This is a genomic window from Microbacterium schleiferi (genome assembly GCF_015565955.1).
Lineage (GTDB): Bacteria > Actinomycetota > Actinomycetes > Actinomycetales > Microbacteriaceae > Microbacterium > Microbacterium schleiferi_A.
The window spans coordinates 2,580,475-2,594,275 of record NZ_CP064760.1 but is presented as its reverse complement, the minus strand read 5'-3'; the positions used below and the strand labels follow the sequence as shown (position 1 = coordinate 2,594,275).

General features: G+C 66.8%; 15 protein-coding genes. 7 read left to right on the top strand and 8 right to left on the bottom strand.

Annotated features, from left to right (window positions below):
- Positions 1–12 precede the first annotated feature (12 nt).
- The 5 genes from cydB to IT882_RS12565 form a co-directional block, all read right to left on the bottom strand.
- A complete protein-coding gene (cydB, locus tag IT882_RS12585) occupies positions 13–1,044 on the bottom strand; it encodes a cytochrome d ubiquinol oxidase subunit II (protein ID WP_195692136.1) in 1,032 nt (343 codons plus the stop codon).
- 12 nt (positions 1,045–1,056) lie between these two features.
- Entirely contained in the window at positions 1,057–2,499 is a 1,443-nt protein-coding gene (locus IT882_RS12580; protein WP_195694371.1) for a cytochrome ubiquinol oxidase subunit I, read from the bottom strand.
- 219 nt (positions 2,500–2,718) lie between these two features.
- Complete coding sequence (locus IT882_RS12575; RefSeq protein ID WP_195692135.1) at positions 2,719–3,726, bottom strand: S8 family serine peptidase; 1,008 nt, start codon at positions 3,724–3,726, stop codon at positions 2,719–2,721.
- On the bottom strand, positions 3,642–4,592 hold the full coding sequence (locus IT882_RS12570) for a hypothetical protein (protein WP_195692134.1): 951 nt from the start codon (positions 4,590–4,592) through the stop codon (positions 3,642–3,644). The genes IT882_RS12575 and IT882_RS12570 overlap by 85 nt, the downstream gene beginning before the upstream one ends.
- 31 nt (positions 4,593–4,623) lie before the next feature.
- A complete protein-coding gene (locus IT882_RS12565; protein WP_229382118.1) occupies positions 4,624–5,289 on the bottom strand; it encodes a helix-turn-helix transcriptional regulator in 666 nt (221 codons plus the stop codon).
- 89 nt (positions 5,290–5,378) lie between these two features.
- Here IT882_RS12565 and IT882_RS12560 point away from each other — a divergent pair, with 89 nt between their 5' ends.
- The 6 genes from IT882_RS12560 to IT882_RS12535 all read left to right on the top strand — a co-directional run bounded on the left by IT882_RS12560 (position 5,379) and on the right by IT882_RS12535 (position 9,933).
- Positions 5,379–5,987: a hypothetical protein gene (locus IT882_RS12560; RefSeq protein ID WP_195692133.1), complete on the top strand. Its 609-nt coding sequence runs from the start codon at positions 5,379–5,381 to the stop codon at positions 5,985–5,987.
- Positions 5,988–6,064: 77 nt separating this feature from the next.
- Positions 6,065–6,718 (top strand): copper resistance CopC family protein, encoded by a 654-nt coding sequence (locus IT882_RS12555; protein WP_195692132.1) that lies wholly within the window; start codon positions 6,065–6,067, stop codon positions 6,716–6,718.
- 11 nt (positions 6,719–6,729) lie between these two features.
- Complete coding sequence (locus IT882_RS12550) at positions 6,730–7,284, top strand: copper chaperone PCu(A)C (protein WP_195692131.1); 555 nt, start codon at positions 6,730–6,732, stop codon at positions 7,282–7,284.
- Positions 7,284–8,510, top strand: a complete 1,227-nt coding sequence (locus IT882_RS12545) for a Dyp-type peroxidase (RefSeq protein WP_195692130.1) — start codon at positions 7,284–7,286, stop codon at positions 8,508–8,510. Before IT882_RS12550 ends, IT882_RS12545 begins: the two co-directional genes overlap by 1 nt.
- A 71-nt stretch (positions 8,511–8,581) precedes the next feature.
- Positions 8,582–8,932: a hypothetical protein gene (locus IT882_RS12540; RefSeq protein WP_195692129.1), complete on the top strand. Its 351-nt coding sequence runs from the start codon at positions 8,582–8,584 to the stop codon at positions 8,930–8,932.
- A 5-nt stretch (positions 8,933–8,937) separates the two neighbouring features.
- Positions 8,938–9,933: a TIGR00341 family protein gene (locus tag IT882_RS12535; RefSeq protein ID WP_195692128.1), complete on the top strand. Its 996-nt coding sequence runs from the start codon at positions 8,938–8,940 to the stop codon at positions 9,931–9,933.
- Positions 9,934–9,961: 28 nt separating this feature from the next.
- Here the strand turns inward: IT882_RS12535 and IT882_RS12530 are convergent, their stop codons facing one another.
- Positions 9,962–10,588, bottom strand: coding sequence for a hypothetical protein (locus IT882_RS12530; protein ID WP_229382117.1), 627 nt, complete (start codon positions 10,586–10,588; stop codon positions 9,962–9,964).
- An 89-nt stretch (positions 10,589–10,677) separates the two neighbouring features.
- On the opposite strand from IT882_RS12530, the gene gnd reads away from it, so the two are divergent.
- Positions 10,678–11,736, top strand: coding sequence for a phosphogluconate dehydrogenase (NAD(+)-dependent, decarboxylating) (gnd, locus tag IT882_RS12525; protein WP_195692127.1), 1,059 nt, complete (start codon positions 10,678–10,680; stop codon positions 11,734–11,736).
- Here gnd and IT882_RS16665 read toward each other — a convergent pair.
- Together IT882_RS16665 and IT882_RS12515 are read right to left on the bottom strand one after the other, a co-directional pair.
- On the bottom strand, positions 11,724–13,115 hold the full coding sequence (locus IT882_RS16665) for a sensor histidine kinase (protein WP_229382116.1): 1,392 nt from the start codon (positions 13,113–13,115) through the stop codon (positions 11,724–11,726). The two genes, gnd and IT882_RS16665, sit on opposite strands and share 13 nt — an antisense overlap.
- Complete coding sequence (locus tag IT882_RS12515) at positions 13,102–13,797, bottom strand: response regulator transcription factor (protein WP_195692126.1); 696 nt, start codon at positions 13,795–13,797, stop codon at positions 13,102–13,104. The genes IT882_RS16665 and IT882_RS12515 overlap by 14 nt, the downstream gene beginning before the upstream one ends.
- Positions 13,798–13,801: the final 4 nt, after the last annotated feature.

Below are 13,801 nucleotides of genomic sequence, written 5' to 3'. Positions count from 1 at the left end.
TGTCTGACACGCTCAGTGATTGACGAGTTCGGCCTTCTCGATCCGTGACCGGGTGACGCGCTTGCGGAAGACCCAGTAGGTCCAACCCTGGTAGGCGAGGACGAGGGGGAGGAAGATGAGCGCTGCCCACGACATGATCGTGAGGGTGTAGTCGGTGCTCGAGGCGTTCTCGATCGTCAGGCTGAACGCGACATCCGTCGACGAGCGCATGACGTTCGGGAACATCGACATCCACAGCGTCAGCACCGCGAGAGCGACGGTGAAGATCCCCGCCGTGAACGCCCACCCTTCGCGCTCCTTCACGTGGAAGAACATCGACAGCAGGAGGGCGACGGCCGCGAGAGCTGCTGCCGCGATGACGAACGGCAGGAGCGGAGCCTCGTGGGCGGCGGCGATGAAGATCGTCCAGATCAGGAACGCGGCAGCGACCACGACGGTGATGAACCCGACCCGGGTCGCGAGGCGCTTGGCATCCTCGTGTACCTGACCGTCGGTCTTGAGTCCGATGAAGTACAGGCCGTGCAGGAACAAGACCAGGACGAGCGTGATTCCGCCGAGCAGCCCGTAGGGGTTGAGCAGCGTGAGCAGCGACCCGGTGTACTCGTGGTTCTCATCCAGCGGCACGCCCTGGACGAGGTTCGCGACGGCCACGCCCCACAGCAGCGCGGGGAGCACCGACCCGATGACGATCATCGTGTCGAAGCCCTTCTTCCAGCGCAGACCCTCGCGCTGGTGGCGGTACTCGAACGAAACGCCGCGCAGGATGAGGGCGAGCAGGATCAGCAGCAGCGCGAGGTAGAAGCCGCTGAACAGCGAGGCGTACCACTCGGGGTAGGCAGCGAACAGGCACGCGCCGGCGACGATCAGCCATGTCTCGTTGAAGTCCCAGACGGGACCGATCGTGTTGATGATCTGACGCTTGCCGACCTCATCCTTGCCGAGGAAGGGCAGCGACATTCCCACGCCGAAGTCGAAGCCGTCGAGAACGAAGTAGCCGACGAACAGGACTCCGACGATCCAGAACCAGAGGTATGCGAGATCCATGATGATCAGCTCCTAGTAGACCGTCGTCGGGGTGTCTTCGCGGGAGGTCGGCTCGGCATCCGTGCTGCCGGGCTCGGGGAGTGGGTCTGGCCCCTTGTGCACGGTCTTGAGGATGAGGCCGAACTCAACGACCGCGAGGGAGGCGTAGATCGCGGTGAAGGCGACCAGCGAGATCAGCACCGACCAGCCGGGGACGCTCGGTGAGACGCCATCCTCGGTCAGCATGAGGCTGAACACGATCCACGGCTGACGCCCCATCTCGGTGAACACCCAGCCCACGAGCGAGGCCACCAGCGCGATCGGTGCGGTCCAGATCGCGACGCTCCAGGCCCACCGGGGCACATCGCGCTTGGCGTTCTTGCGGGTCAGCCACAGGCCGACGATCGCAATGAAGGTCGCGAGGAAGCCCAGGCCCATCATCCAGCGGAAGGACCAGTAGGTGATCCACAGCACCGGGTTGAAGACGCCGTCGACCTGCGCGGCAAGGTCCGGCCACTGCGCTGCATACTGCGCGTTGAGGTCGTTGATGCCTTCGACGCATCCGTCGAGAGTATGGGTCGACAGCAGCGACAGGAGATAGGGGACGCGGATCGACCAGATCTCGCCCGTGCCGTCGGGCGTTCCGATCGAGAAAATCGAGAAGGACGCGTTAGCACCGCACGCCGAGTTGTAGAGCGCCTCCGCGGCAGCCATCTTCATCGGCTGGGTGCTGACCATCACCAGACCCAGCTGGTCACCGGCGAGGAACGTGCCGGCGAACGCGATGATCATGCCCCACAGACCGAACTTCAGGGCGGGGCGCATCATCTCGATGTTGCGCTTGCGAGCCATGTGCCAGGCTGCTGCCGCGATCACGACGCCCGACGAGAACATGAAGGCCGCGAAGATCGTATGTGGGAACGCCGCCAAGGCGATCGGGTTCGTTACCACCGCAAGGAAGTCGTTCATCTCGGCGCGACTGCCGTCTTCGGCCATCTGGTAGCCGACCGGGTTCTGCATGAACGCGTTGGCCGCGATGATGATGTAGGCCGACAGGAGCGCGCCGATCGAGGCGATCCAGATGGATGCCAGATGCAACCCCTTCGGGAGCTTGTCCCAGCCGAAGATCCAGAGGCCGATGAAGGTCGCTTCGAAGAAGAAGGCCATGAGCCCTTCGAAGGCGAGGGGTGCTCCGAAGACGTCGCCGACGAACCGCGAGTAGGACGACCAGTTCATACCGAACTGGAACTCCTGCACGATGCCGGTGACCACGCCCATCGCGAAGTTGATCAGGAAGATCTTCCCGAAGAACCGCGTCAGGTGCAGCCACTTCACATCGCCGGTGCGATACCAGACGGTCTGGAAGATGGCGACGGTGACCGACATGCCGAGCGTCAGTGGCACGAACAGGAAGTGGTACAGCGTCGTGAGGCCGAACTGCCAACGGGCTAGCAGCAGCGGATCGAGCAGATCCATGATCATTTCCCCCCACATCGAGGTTGTCTACTGGTGGTCACGCTACTCTCGGCCCCATCAGTCGGGGTGAAAGTTGAGGCCGTGAATAACAGCCTCGGGTTCGGCATTGTCAAATGACGTCCGCCACTCCACCTGCTTGGCGCTCATCACGGTACCGCGGCGGTCGCGGTACTCGCGCGGGACCTTGGTCCGTCATCGCAGCCCTCGCTCGGCCGGCGATCACTGTGGCTGCTCCTCATGCTGGAGCGATGATGCCGAGCGGCGGCGCCGCAGCAGGAGAAGCAGCCCGGCGCCGACAATGACCGACGCGGCGACGGCGATGGGGGCCGGGCTCTCTGCCCCACCCTCGGCGAGGGTAGCGCCGCCGGCCGCCGCCGTGGGCTCGGGTGTCGGTGCGGGAGCGGGATGTACGGCATCGATGAAGGCGACCGGTGCGATGAACCCGGCGCCGGCAGCGGACGCGCGTGTCACACCGTTCCACGGCATGGGTGCGGCCCGATCGCTCGCCGTTTCCTGCAGGGCAGCCACCAGGTCTCCGACGCGCGCGTCCGGCGCCGCCTGCATTCCGAGGGCCAACACGCCGCCTGCGGTTGGCGTCGCAGCAGAGGTGCCGTAGAAGAGCCACTGGCCACCGACGTCCATACCGAAGAAGGTCGTGGGGATGCCGTCGTACGCCGTGATCGTCGGCCCCACGCGGGTCTCGGGTGCCGGCAGGGGAGCAGGCGGCACCTGGGCGAGGTTCAGCGCACCCCAGTAGCGAGTCTGCGGGCCCGTGGAGCTGAAGCACTCGAGGCCGAAGACGCTCGGATCCAGCGGGGGACAGATGACATCCAGGGCCGGGAACAGCGGTCGTGCCGCGATCGTGATGGAGCTCGGGTTGGCCGAGCGGCCGACAATGGTGCTCCCGAACGTGTCGGTCGTCGTGGAGGTGAACCACTCGGCGGCGGCGACGACACGGGGACTGTTGTTGGACCAGAACTCGAAGCGGATCGGCAGATCACCGGTCAGCGCTGTGTCGGCTTCGCGCACGATCAGCAGGTCCCGGCCCGGGTAGATCGCTGCGGGCGGTCCGGTGTAGCCGAGTGCGCCGAACACGGTCCCGGTCGAGAGGGGTGCGCCCGCAGCTTCTGTCGTGCCGGGAATCAGAAGGTCCGTGAGCGCGCCGGTCGAGGCATCCGTGAACGCACCGTACAGCGTGTTCGACAGGTTGTACGGCTGGTCCCCCATTCGACGAGCGCGTACAGCTCGGGAGACCGATCGCTCTGCACCTCCAGCGTGTAGCTCTGCGTCGTATCGACGCCAGGCCCCGGGTCGAAGTCGTGGCACTCCACGGGCATCGGAGCAGCGTCGGCGATGATCTCCGCTGGGCACGGAGCCCCGCGAAACGCGGTGCTTGTGTAGCTGGCGATCTGGTATCCGCCGCTCGGTGCGGGGCTGGTATCGACAGTGCTCGCCCCGACGAATCCCAGATTGCCGGCCAGGACGACGTACGCGATGCCCGCCTCGCTTGCGCGGCGAGCTGCTGCCGCCGACAGACCCTCGGAGAAGGCGGTGTCGTAGACCTCCATCATGTCGTCGACGATGATGTCGACACCTGCCGCAATCATGGAGTCGATCGCGTCGGCTATGGACTGATCAGAGGAGACGGTGGCGCTCTCGGTGACGTCTGCGGTTGCGAAGTACAGCTCGGCCGCGGGTGCGATGGCGTGCACGATCTGCAGCATCGCGCGCCCCTCATCATCGTTGGGGGAGTTGTCGCTGAGGACGGTGACGGGACGCTCCCACCCGCAGGGGTTTCCCGGACCGGGAAGCGCCCCCGCGGCGATATCTTGCGACTCCGTCGTCGGCTGCGGCGTGGTGGCGTTGTCGAAGGAGGTCGAGATCACGCCGATCTTCACACCGGCACCGGTCAGTCCACGGGCGTGCAACTCATCGATATCGAGCGCGTCCACCACGGCGGCAGCAGGCGGTGGTGTGCAGGCAGCTGCGGCGGGTTCCGGCGAGAGCGCGGACAGGCTGGCGAGGGAGACGGTTGCGAGGGCGGACGAGAGCGCGATGACGATGATGCGCTGCATCCGTCGGGGATCGGTCACTCGGCCACGCTATCGCGCGTGCCGCGACCTTTCACAGCGCGGCGGGGGCGCCGTCAGCTCGCAGCGAGCGCAGCCAGCACCGAGGCCCGCCGGGGCAGGAGTTTGACCACGCACCGCTCCGGATTCCGCGACGCTGCCATGCCGTCGACCCGCAACGGCCCCCGGCCTGAGAGAGCACCCCGTCCATCAAACCCAGATGCACCGCGCACAGGGTTTCGCGGTCGCGAGCGCTCGCTGACGCGTGGGGGCACGGCGACAGGTCCACGGTGAGCGTCGACTCGTCGACGATCGGCTCGAATCCGGCATCCCCGAGGTCCTCCACCAGTGCGTCGAGCTGATGAACGGCATCCGTCGGCAGATCGTCGACATCGGTCCATGGCATCACGCGACGCATGAGATCCCCGCGCCGGGCGGCGGCCGCCGCCTTGTGGCGGGCGACAGAGCTGGTCGAGTCGCGGTCCCGACCCGTTGCTGCCGAATAGAGCACCCGCGGGCGGCCCCGGGTTGTGCGATGCTCGGTCTCAGCGACGACATACCCGCCGTCCACGAGACGCTGAAGGTGCTCGCGGATGGTGTTCGCGTGCAGGCCTGTCGCCTCACACAGTTCGGTGACGGTGCGTTCGGGCCGCTCCTGCAACAGGAACAGGATGCGCACGCGGGAGAAGCTCGAGATCGCACTGTAGGTGACGCGGGTCATAGCAGGATTATGGGTCGGCGAGCGGGCCGCCTAACCGGGAATAAGGTCCCATGCGCGGGCGACGCGTCGATGTTTGCGACAATGGGTCCATGTCCCGATCGCGAGCGACCCGCGTCATCCGCGCGTCAGTTGCCGCATCGATCGCGACGTTCGTCGCCCTGTTCTCGCATGTGGCGGCGGGCGGGGCGATGCCCCAGTGGCTCGGGATTGCCGTGCCGTGGGTGCTCTCGCTTGCCGTGTGCACGGTTCTCGTGGGTCGCGCGCTCTCGCTGGTCCGACTGAGTGCCGCGGTGCTGGTGAGCCAGCTGCTGTTCCATCTGCTGTTCGTGCTCGGCGCCGACACGGGAGCGGCCGGAGCGACAACGGCGACGGGGCACGTTCACGGTCTTCCCGGTCTCGACCTGTCGACCAACACGGTGGTCGTCGCCGCAGACCTGTCCATGTGGCTCGCTCACCTCGTCGCCGCTGCACTGACGGTTGCCGTGCTGTACCGAGGCGAACGACTCGTCATCCGTCTCGGGGTCTTGGCCCGCGAGATCCTCTCCTGGGTGCGCCGTCGCATCCTCACGGGCGACATCACGCTGCCCGCTGTCGCGGGGCGACCGGGCCTCGTCTCGGCTTGCGCCGCACCGATCCGTTCCGCTCGCGTTGCCACGTTCGTGCGCAGGCGTGGGCCGCCCCTGTCTTTCGTGGTCTGACTCTCTGTCTCGACTCCCGCGGCTGCCGGTCGGCGCCGGGGGAGGCGTATCGACGTTCACTCACGAAAGGCGTTTCCATGTCGTTGTCTCTCCGCGCGCGCGCCGGGGCTCTCGCGGCCTCGGTCGCGGTTGCCACCGTCGCCCTGTCGCTCGTCGCCGCACCCGCCTGGGCGCACGACGAACTCGTCGCGAGCTCTCCGCAGCAGAACGAGCAGCTTGCAACGGCCCCCACCGCGGTCGAACTCACGTTCTCAGCCGAGATCATGCAGATCGGTGCGGCGGTGATCGTTGCGGATGCTGACGAGAACGACTGGGTCGCGGGCGACATCCAGATCGACTTCGACACCCTGACGGTTCCCCTCGCCGAGGGGATGCCGAACGGGGCATACGAAGTGCGCTGGCGGGTCGTCTCGTCGGACGGGCATCCGATCTCCGGTCTCATCCCCTTCACGGTGGATGACCCGGCAGCGGTGTCGACGCCGACGGCGACTCCGACCGCGGTGAGTTCATCCACGCCGACAGCAGATCAGACCACCGGTGGTCCTTCGGACGAAGCGACCACCCTGCCGCACGAGTCAGCGGCAGAGGACGGCGGCATCCCGCGCGTCGTTCTGATCGGCGCGATCGGGGCAGCGTCAGCGCTCGCCCTATTCGCGCTGGTTCTCTTCTTCCTTCGCGGTCGCGCTCGGCGCGCCCGCCGGGGCTCCGATGAGGAGCCCCCGAAGCCCTGAAAGGGACACCTGTGAACACCCGTATTTCCACCCGATTCGGCGTCCTGCTGGTCGCCGCCGCTCTCGGACTCGCCGGCTGTGCGTCCACGGACACCAGCACGACGACCGCCGCTGAAGCGGACTCCGTCACGATCACCGATGCCTGGGTCAAGGCAGCCGACAGCGGCATGTCGGCAGCTTTTGGAGAGCTCGAGAACGACGGCGACTCCGACGCAACGATCGTCTCGATCACCTCGGACGCTTCCTCGATGATGGAACTGCACGAAGTCGTGGACGACGGCAGCGGCAGCATGGTCATGCAAGAAAAGGACGGCGGTTTCGTCGTGCCCGCCGGTGGCAGCCTGACGCTCGAGCCCGGTGGCTACCACTTCATGCTCATGGACCTCACGGCGCCTCTCGTCGCGGGCGACGAGGCGACGTTCACCGTCACGTTCGAGGACGGCTCGACGATGGAGTTCACGGCTCCTGTGAAGGACTTCACCGGCGCTGACGAGAACTACAACGACGGTGGCATGGACATGGGCGACGACCATTCCGGCATGGACATGGGCGGCGACGACCAGTAATGACCGCTGATCGGAATCGTTCCGATCGCCCCGGGTCGACCCGGCGACAGTTCCTCGTAGGAGGAGCTGTCGCCGGCGTCGGCGCGGCCGCAGCGATCGGCATCGACCTCGCCCTCACCGCCGAGAAGGATGCTGCTCCCGTGGCATCCGGGTCCACCCCGCTGGACGGGGCGGAGATCGTCCCCTTCTACGGCATCCACCAGGCCGGCATCGACACGGCAGCTCAGACTTACGGGACATTCGTCGCTCTCGACCTGCTGCCCGAGGTGCAGCGCGAGGGTCAACGGCGCATGATGAAGGTCCTCACCGACGACGCCGCCCGTCTGACCCGCGGCGAGCCGGCGCTCGCTGACTCGGAGCCCGAGCTCGCGATCGCCAAGGCCCGGCTCACTGTCACGTTCGGCTTCGGGCCGCAGTTCGTCGCGCGCGCAGGTGGCGTCGGACCGAGCTGGCTGAAGCCCCTCCCCGCGTTCTCCATCGACAGGCTCGACCCCGCGTACACGGGGGGCGACCTGCTGATCCAGATCGCCGCCGATGACCCGCTCGTCGTCGCCCATGCGACGCGGATGCTGCTCAAGGACTCGCGCTCGTTCACGACGGTGCGGTGGGTGCAGCAGGGCTTCCGGCGCTCCGCGGGCGCCTATCCCGAGCGCAGCATGCGGAACCTCTTCGGGCAGGTCGACGGCACCGTCAACCCCGAGGCAGGAACAGTCGACTTCGATGAGGTCGTCTGGAGCTCGGACGGTTGGCTCGCCGGCGGCACCGGGATGGTGGTTCGGCGCATCCGGATGACCCTCGATACGTGGGACAAACTCGATCGCTCGGGTCGTGAGCAATCGGTCGGCCGCACACTGGACAACGGAGCGCCGCTCACGGGAACCCAGGAGACTGACGACCCGGACTTCGACGCACGCAACGCTCTCGGTTTCCCGGTGATCCCGGAGTTCTCTCACATCCGCCGTGCCCGCAGCGAGAATCCGCGGGAGCGCATCCTGCGTCGTCCGTATAACTACGACGATGCTCCGACGGGTGGCGACCTGTCGGACTCGGGCCTCATTTTCGCCGCCTTCCAAGCTGACGTCGATGAGCAGTTCGTGCCGATGCAGCGCCGACTCGACGAGTTGGACCTGCTCAACGAGTGGACCATCCCGATCGGTTCGGCGGTCTTCGCGGTGCCCCCGGGATGCGCGGAGGGCGGCTTCATCGGAGAGACCCTCCTCGCGTAGCGTCGCGCCCGCTACAGTGATGCCGACGGGACGGATGCCGCGCCGTGCGGCCGTCGCGCTGGGGAGGGAACATGGCAGGTAGACGACCTTTCGGAGTCACCCTGGTAGCGATCATCGCCTGGATCACGGGTGCGCTGCAGATCATCGCGGGAGTTCTCCTGATGATCGGCGGAGAGATCACCCTGGGAATCGTGGCGATGCTCATCGGATTCATCACGATTCTGGTGAGCCTGGGGCTGTTCGGCGGGAGCAACGGCGCGCGCATCCTGACGGCGATCGTCTTCGTCTTGAACATCGCGGGGTCGGTCTACCTCATGATCACGGAGCCGGCACAGCTGTGGTCAGCGATCGGTTCGGCGGTGCTGCCGCTGATCGGTCTGCTGCTGTTGTTCACGTCCCGCGCGAACAGCTTCTTCCGCTGAGTGCCGTGTCGCGCCTGACCGAAGCGCTCATCCCCCCGTCGCAGCGACTGACGCCCGACGAGCTCCACGATGCGTTGAACCTCGGCGCGGGTGAGGTGGGACGCAAGCGTTCCGCGTTCCTGATCATGCTCGTCCTCTCGGCGATCATCGCCGCGGCGGGCGTCCTCGGAGACTCGACGGCCACCGTGATCGGGGCGATGATCATTGCGCCGTTGGCGACCCCCATCCTCGGGATCGCGCTCGGGATCGTCGTCGGCCAACTGCGACTCGTGGTGACCTCGCTGCTATGGGTCGTGATCGGCGTGGTCGTCGTGATCGCGATCGGTGCGATGTTCGCCGTCTTCGTCGCTGATCCGACCGCGTTGCAGAGCAACTCCCAGATCACCGGACGGACATCGCCGGGGTTGCTCGACCTCGCGGCAGCCCTGGCGACGGGAACCGCCGGGGCTTTCGCGATGTCGCGGCGCGACCTGAGCACGGTGCTTCCCGGTGTCGCGATCGCGATTTCGCTCGTCCCGCCGCTGGGGGTCGTCGGCGTGTGCGCCGGTGTGGGCGAGTGGGATGAGGCGATGGGCGCCCTCTGGCTCTTCCTCTCCAATGTCGTGGCACTGATCATCGCGGGCAGCATCGTGTTCACCCTCGCCGGGTACGCCCGCGAACCGAGCTCGCTGCCGACGGCACGTCGCCGCCGCGCCTACGTCATCGTCGGAATCGCCGCCGTCATCGTCGTCATTCCGCTGGCGTTCAACACCGCAGTGTCCTTCGCGTTGACCTCCTGGGGGCTGACGATTCGGGACGCGGCGCAGGACTGGGTGAGTTCCGATTCGTCGGCATCCGTCACCGGGGTCCATTGGGTGGGCGTGAACGCGACGATCGACGTCGTCACCGATGACGGGAACATCCCCGACACGGGGGATCTCGCGACGGCGCTGGACGGGCTGCCCGATTTCGTCGGCGTCTCAGTCCGGGTCCAAACCGAGGCCGACTACGTGATCCGCTAGATGCACCCGGGCGGATCGTCGCCGGCGGTCAGATCCGGATCGGGAAGGTCGAGAGGATGACGACCCCGACGGCGCCGAGGGCCGTCGCTCCGATCAGCAGGAACCGTCGCGCCCACGGCGCGAGGTCGCGCTGGGACATTGCGGTGAGGAAGAGGACGAGGGCGAACAGCACCGTGAGGAGCGAGTAGTTGTCGCCGCGCTGGTTGTTGGTCAGCGCCTCCTGGAACTTGGCATCGGCGCGTTCGGTCAATTCCGCAGCCTCGACCGTGCCTGGGGGAACATACTCTGGCACGGCGAACGGACCGGCTTCGACGCGGCCCCCTGCAGTCCACGCGTCGAACGCGATGGTGAACTCCGGGGTGAACCGCTCCTGGATGTACTCGGCGAGATCCTGCTCGCCGTTGTAGGTTGCCCGCACCCACTCGGCGTACACGCTGAGGTCGAACTGGCGCGCATCGCGGGCCTCGCCTTCAGCGCTGGTCGCTTGCACGCGAGCGCTGGATGCCTGGCTGAACGCGATCGACATCTCGCCTCCCCACTTGGAGGCTTCGAACCCGCACCACGCGGTGAGTACCGCGGTGATCGAGAGAACGAACACCGCCATGATGTCCAGCCAGTCACGTCGTCGTCGCGGCACGGAGGAATCTTCACTCACGCGGTCATCATATGGCTCTCTAGACTGCGAGTGAGTCTCTTCTCGCTGATACCAGCGCCGCTCGACACCGACAAGGTTAGGAATCGAACATGCAGCTCGGAATGGTCGGACTTGGACGAATGGGCGCGAACATCGTGCGCCGCCTGATGAATGACGGACATGAGTGCGTCGTCTACGACGTGAACCCGGATGCCGTCACCGCCCTCGCCGGCGAAGGCGCCACCGGCGCCTCGTCTTTCGCCGACATGGCCAGCAAGCTGGAGGCGCCGCGCGCGATCTGGCTCATGATCCCCGCAGGTCTGACCGGCCAGGTCGTCGACCAGGTCGCCGAGGTGCTCGAGCCCGGCGACATCATCATCGATGGTGGCAACTCCAACTACCGCGACGACGTGCGTCGTGCGGCGAAGCTCAAGCCGAAGGGCATCCATTACGTGGATGCCGGGACCAGCGGCGGTGTCTTCGGTCTCGAGCGCGGCTACTGCCTCATGGTCGGTGGTCCGAACGAGGCGTTCGACCGCATCGAGCCGATCCTCAAGACCATCGCGCCGGGCAAGGGCGACATCGAGCGCACGCCGGGACGCACCGGCGACTTCGCCCCCGAGGAGCTCGGATACCTGCACTGCGGTCCGTCGGGTGCCGGCCACTTCGTCAAGATGGTGCACAACGGCATTGAGTACGGAATCATGGCCGCGCTCGCGGAAGGCATGAACATTCTCAAGAACGCCGACGCGGGCGTGCGCGAAGCCGAGCACTCCGCTGAGATCGCACCGCTGGAAGAGCCGGAGTTCTATCAGTTCACGATCGACACACCCAAGGTCGCGGAGTTGTGGCGCCGTGGATCGGTGATCTCGTCGTGGCTGCTCGACCTGACGGCTGCCGCCCTCGAAGAGAACCCCACGCTGGATGGGCTTGCCGGTCGGGTCTCCGACTCGGGAGAAGGTCGCTGGACCGTCAAGGCTGCTGTCGACACGGGGGTTCCGGCTCCCGTGCTTGCCGCCGCACTGTTCGAGCGGTTCGCGTCCCGGGACGAGGATCACTACGCCAACCAGCTGCTGTCGGCGATGCGCCTGCAGTTCGGTGGACACCACGAGCTCCCGACCGGGGATGTGCTGGAGGCCGGCGCCCGCAAGTCCGATCAGGCCGGCTGAACGTCCAGCGCGGGAAGACTCGCTTCGAACGTCGTGCCCTGACCCGGCGTGCTCGTCACCCGCAGGATGCCGCCGTGCGCGCTCACCAGGGCATGAGCGATCGCGAGCCCGAGGCCTGAGCCCGCGGAATGGCGGGAGCTGTCGCCGCGCCAGAAACGTTCGAACACGCGCGGCAGCTGCTCGGACGGAATACCCGGGCCGGTGTCGTGCACGCGCAGGATGACGCGACCGTCGCTCGATCGGATGCTGACGGTGACGTCGGCATCCGGAGGTGTGTGCTGCAACGCATTCCCGACGAGGTTGCGCGCGACCTGTGTCAGGCGTGGCTCGTCGCCGAGCACCACCGCGGGACCGTCAGTTTGGACGGTGAGTCGTCGCTCGGGATGCAGCACGCGGGCATCGGACACGACTTCGGCGGCGACCGCCGCTAGATCGACTGGCGCATTCTCGAGGGGCCGACCTGCGTCGGTGCGCGCGAGCAGAGACAGTTCGTCGGTGAGGAGTCTCATGCGCCCCAGCTGTCGTTCCACGCGCGCCATCGCCTCCGCGAGCGCCTCGGGGTCGGTCAGACCGCCTCGCAAGTACAGCTCGACCCAGCCGCTCGCGGTGGTCAGCGGCGTGCGCAGCTCGTGCGAGGCATCGGCGACGAACGAGCGCATGCGGTTTTCGGCGTCCTCTTGCACGTCGAAGGCCAGGTTCACGGTGCTCGCCATGCGTGCGATCGCCGGATCCCCGCTGCTCTCAACCGGAAGGCGCAGGGTGCGGTCGCCCTCGGCGATGCGTTCGGCGTGCTCGGCCATCGCCGTGAGCGGGCGAAGTCCGCGCCCCACGACAAGGGCCGCCGCGATGATGAGGATGATCGTCGTGGCAACCGCGGTCACCGATAGCGCCGTGATCAGCAGGACGCCGTTGGCCTCGCGATCGGCGGTGCGCACCACGAGCACTGCCGAGGTCACCGGAACCTCGGTCCCGTCTGCGCTGAATGTCAGCGAGAGCCCCGACGTGTCGATCGTCTCGGCGAGGTATCGACCGTCGATGTCGGTCGGAGAGTCCTCAGCGCGAGCGAGGACCGTGGCGACGTCCTCATCGGGGATGCCGGCAGCGGCGAGGATACCGGTGTCGTTGCTCAAGATGACGCCGATCGCGTCCGCCGCAATGCGCTGAATATTCTCGTCGGAGGTGACGGCACCGCCGGTCGCGTCCAGACCGGCTGTCAACCGCTGCGCCGTGTTCTCCAGTTGGCTGAGGTCTTGCTGACCCAGCAGCGGGAAGATCGCGAGCGAGAGAATTGTCGCGCCGCCCAGCACGACAGCCACCATGACGGCGGCAAGAGTGAGGGTCAGTCGCGCCTGGAGTGATCGCACGTCAGCGACCGGCATCCGTGCGCAGGACGTAGCCGAAGCCGCGCACCGTCTCGATCAGCGGATCGCCGTGGGCATCGAGCTTGCGCCGCAGGCTCGAGATGAACCGCTCGACGACGTTCGCTTCACCGCCGAAGTCGTAGAGCCACACTTCCCGCAGGATCTGGCTCTTGGACAGGACGTGGTCGGCGTTGTCCATCAGCATCCGGAGCAACCGGAATTCCGTCGGCGAGAGGTCGATGCGCGTTCCACCGCGCTCGACCAGATGGCGCTGTTCATCGAGCACGACATCGGCGACCCGGATGGCGGCGTCGTCGCTCGGTGCTTCGGTCGGCGCAGCGCGGCGTAGGAGCGTCTCGATGCGTGCCACGACCTCGACGGCGCTGAAGGGTTTGGTGACGTAGTCGTCACCACCCAGCCGCAACCCTCGCACGCGGTCTTCCACAGCATCACGGGCCGAGAGAAACAGGACGGGAAGGGTCGCGTCTCGTCGGCGGATCAGCTGCACGACCTCGAACCCGTCGACGCCCGGCATCATGACATCGAGCACCACGACGTCGGGAGGCGCGGCGGCGAGGGCGGCGATCGCGTCGGCCCCGGTGGAGGCCTGGGTGACCTCGAAGCCGCTGAATCGCAGCGTCGAGTCCAACATCGCACGGATCTCGTCGTCGTCATCGACCACGAGGATGCGGGCGCTCATGCCG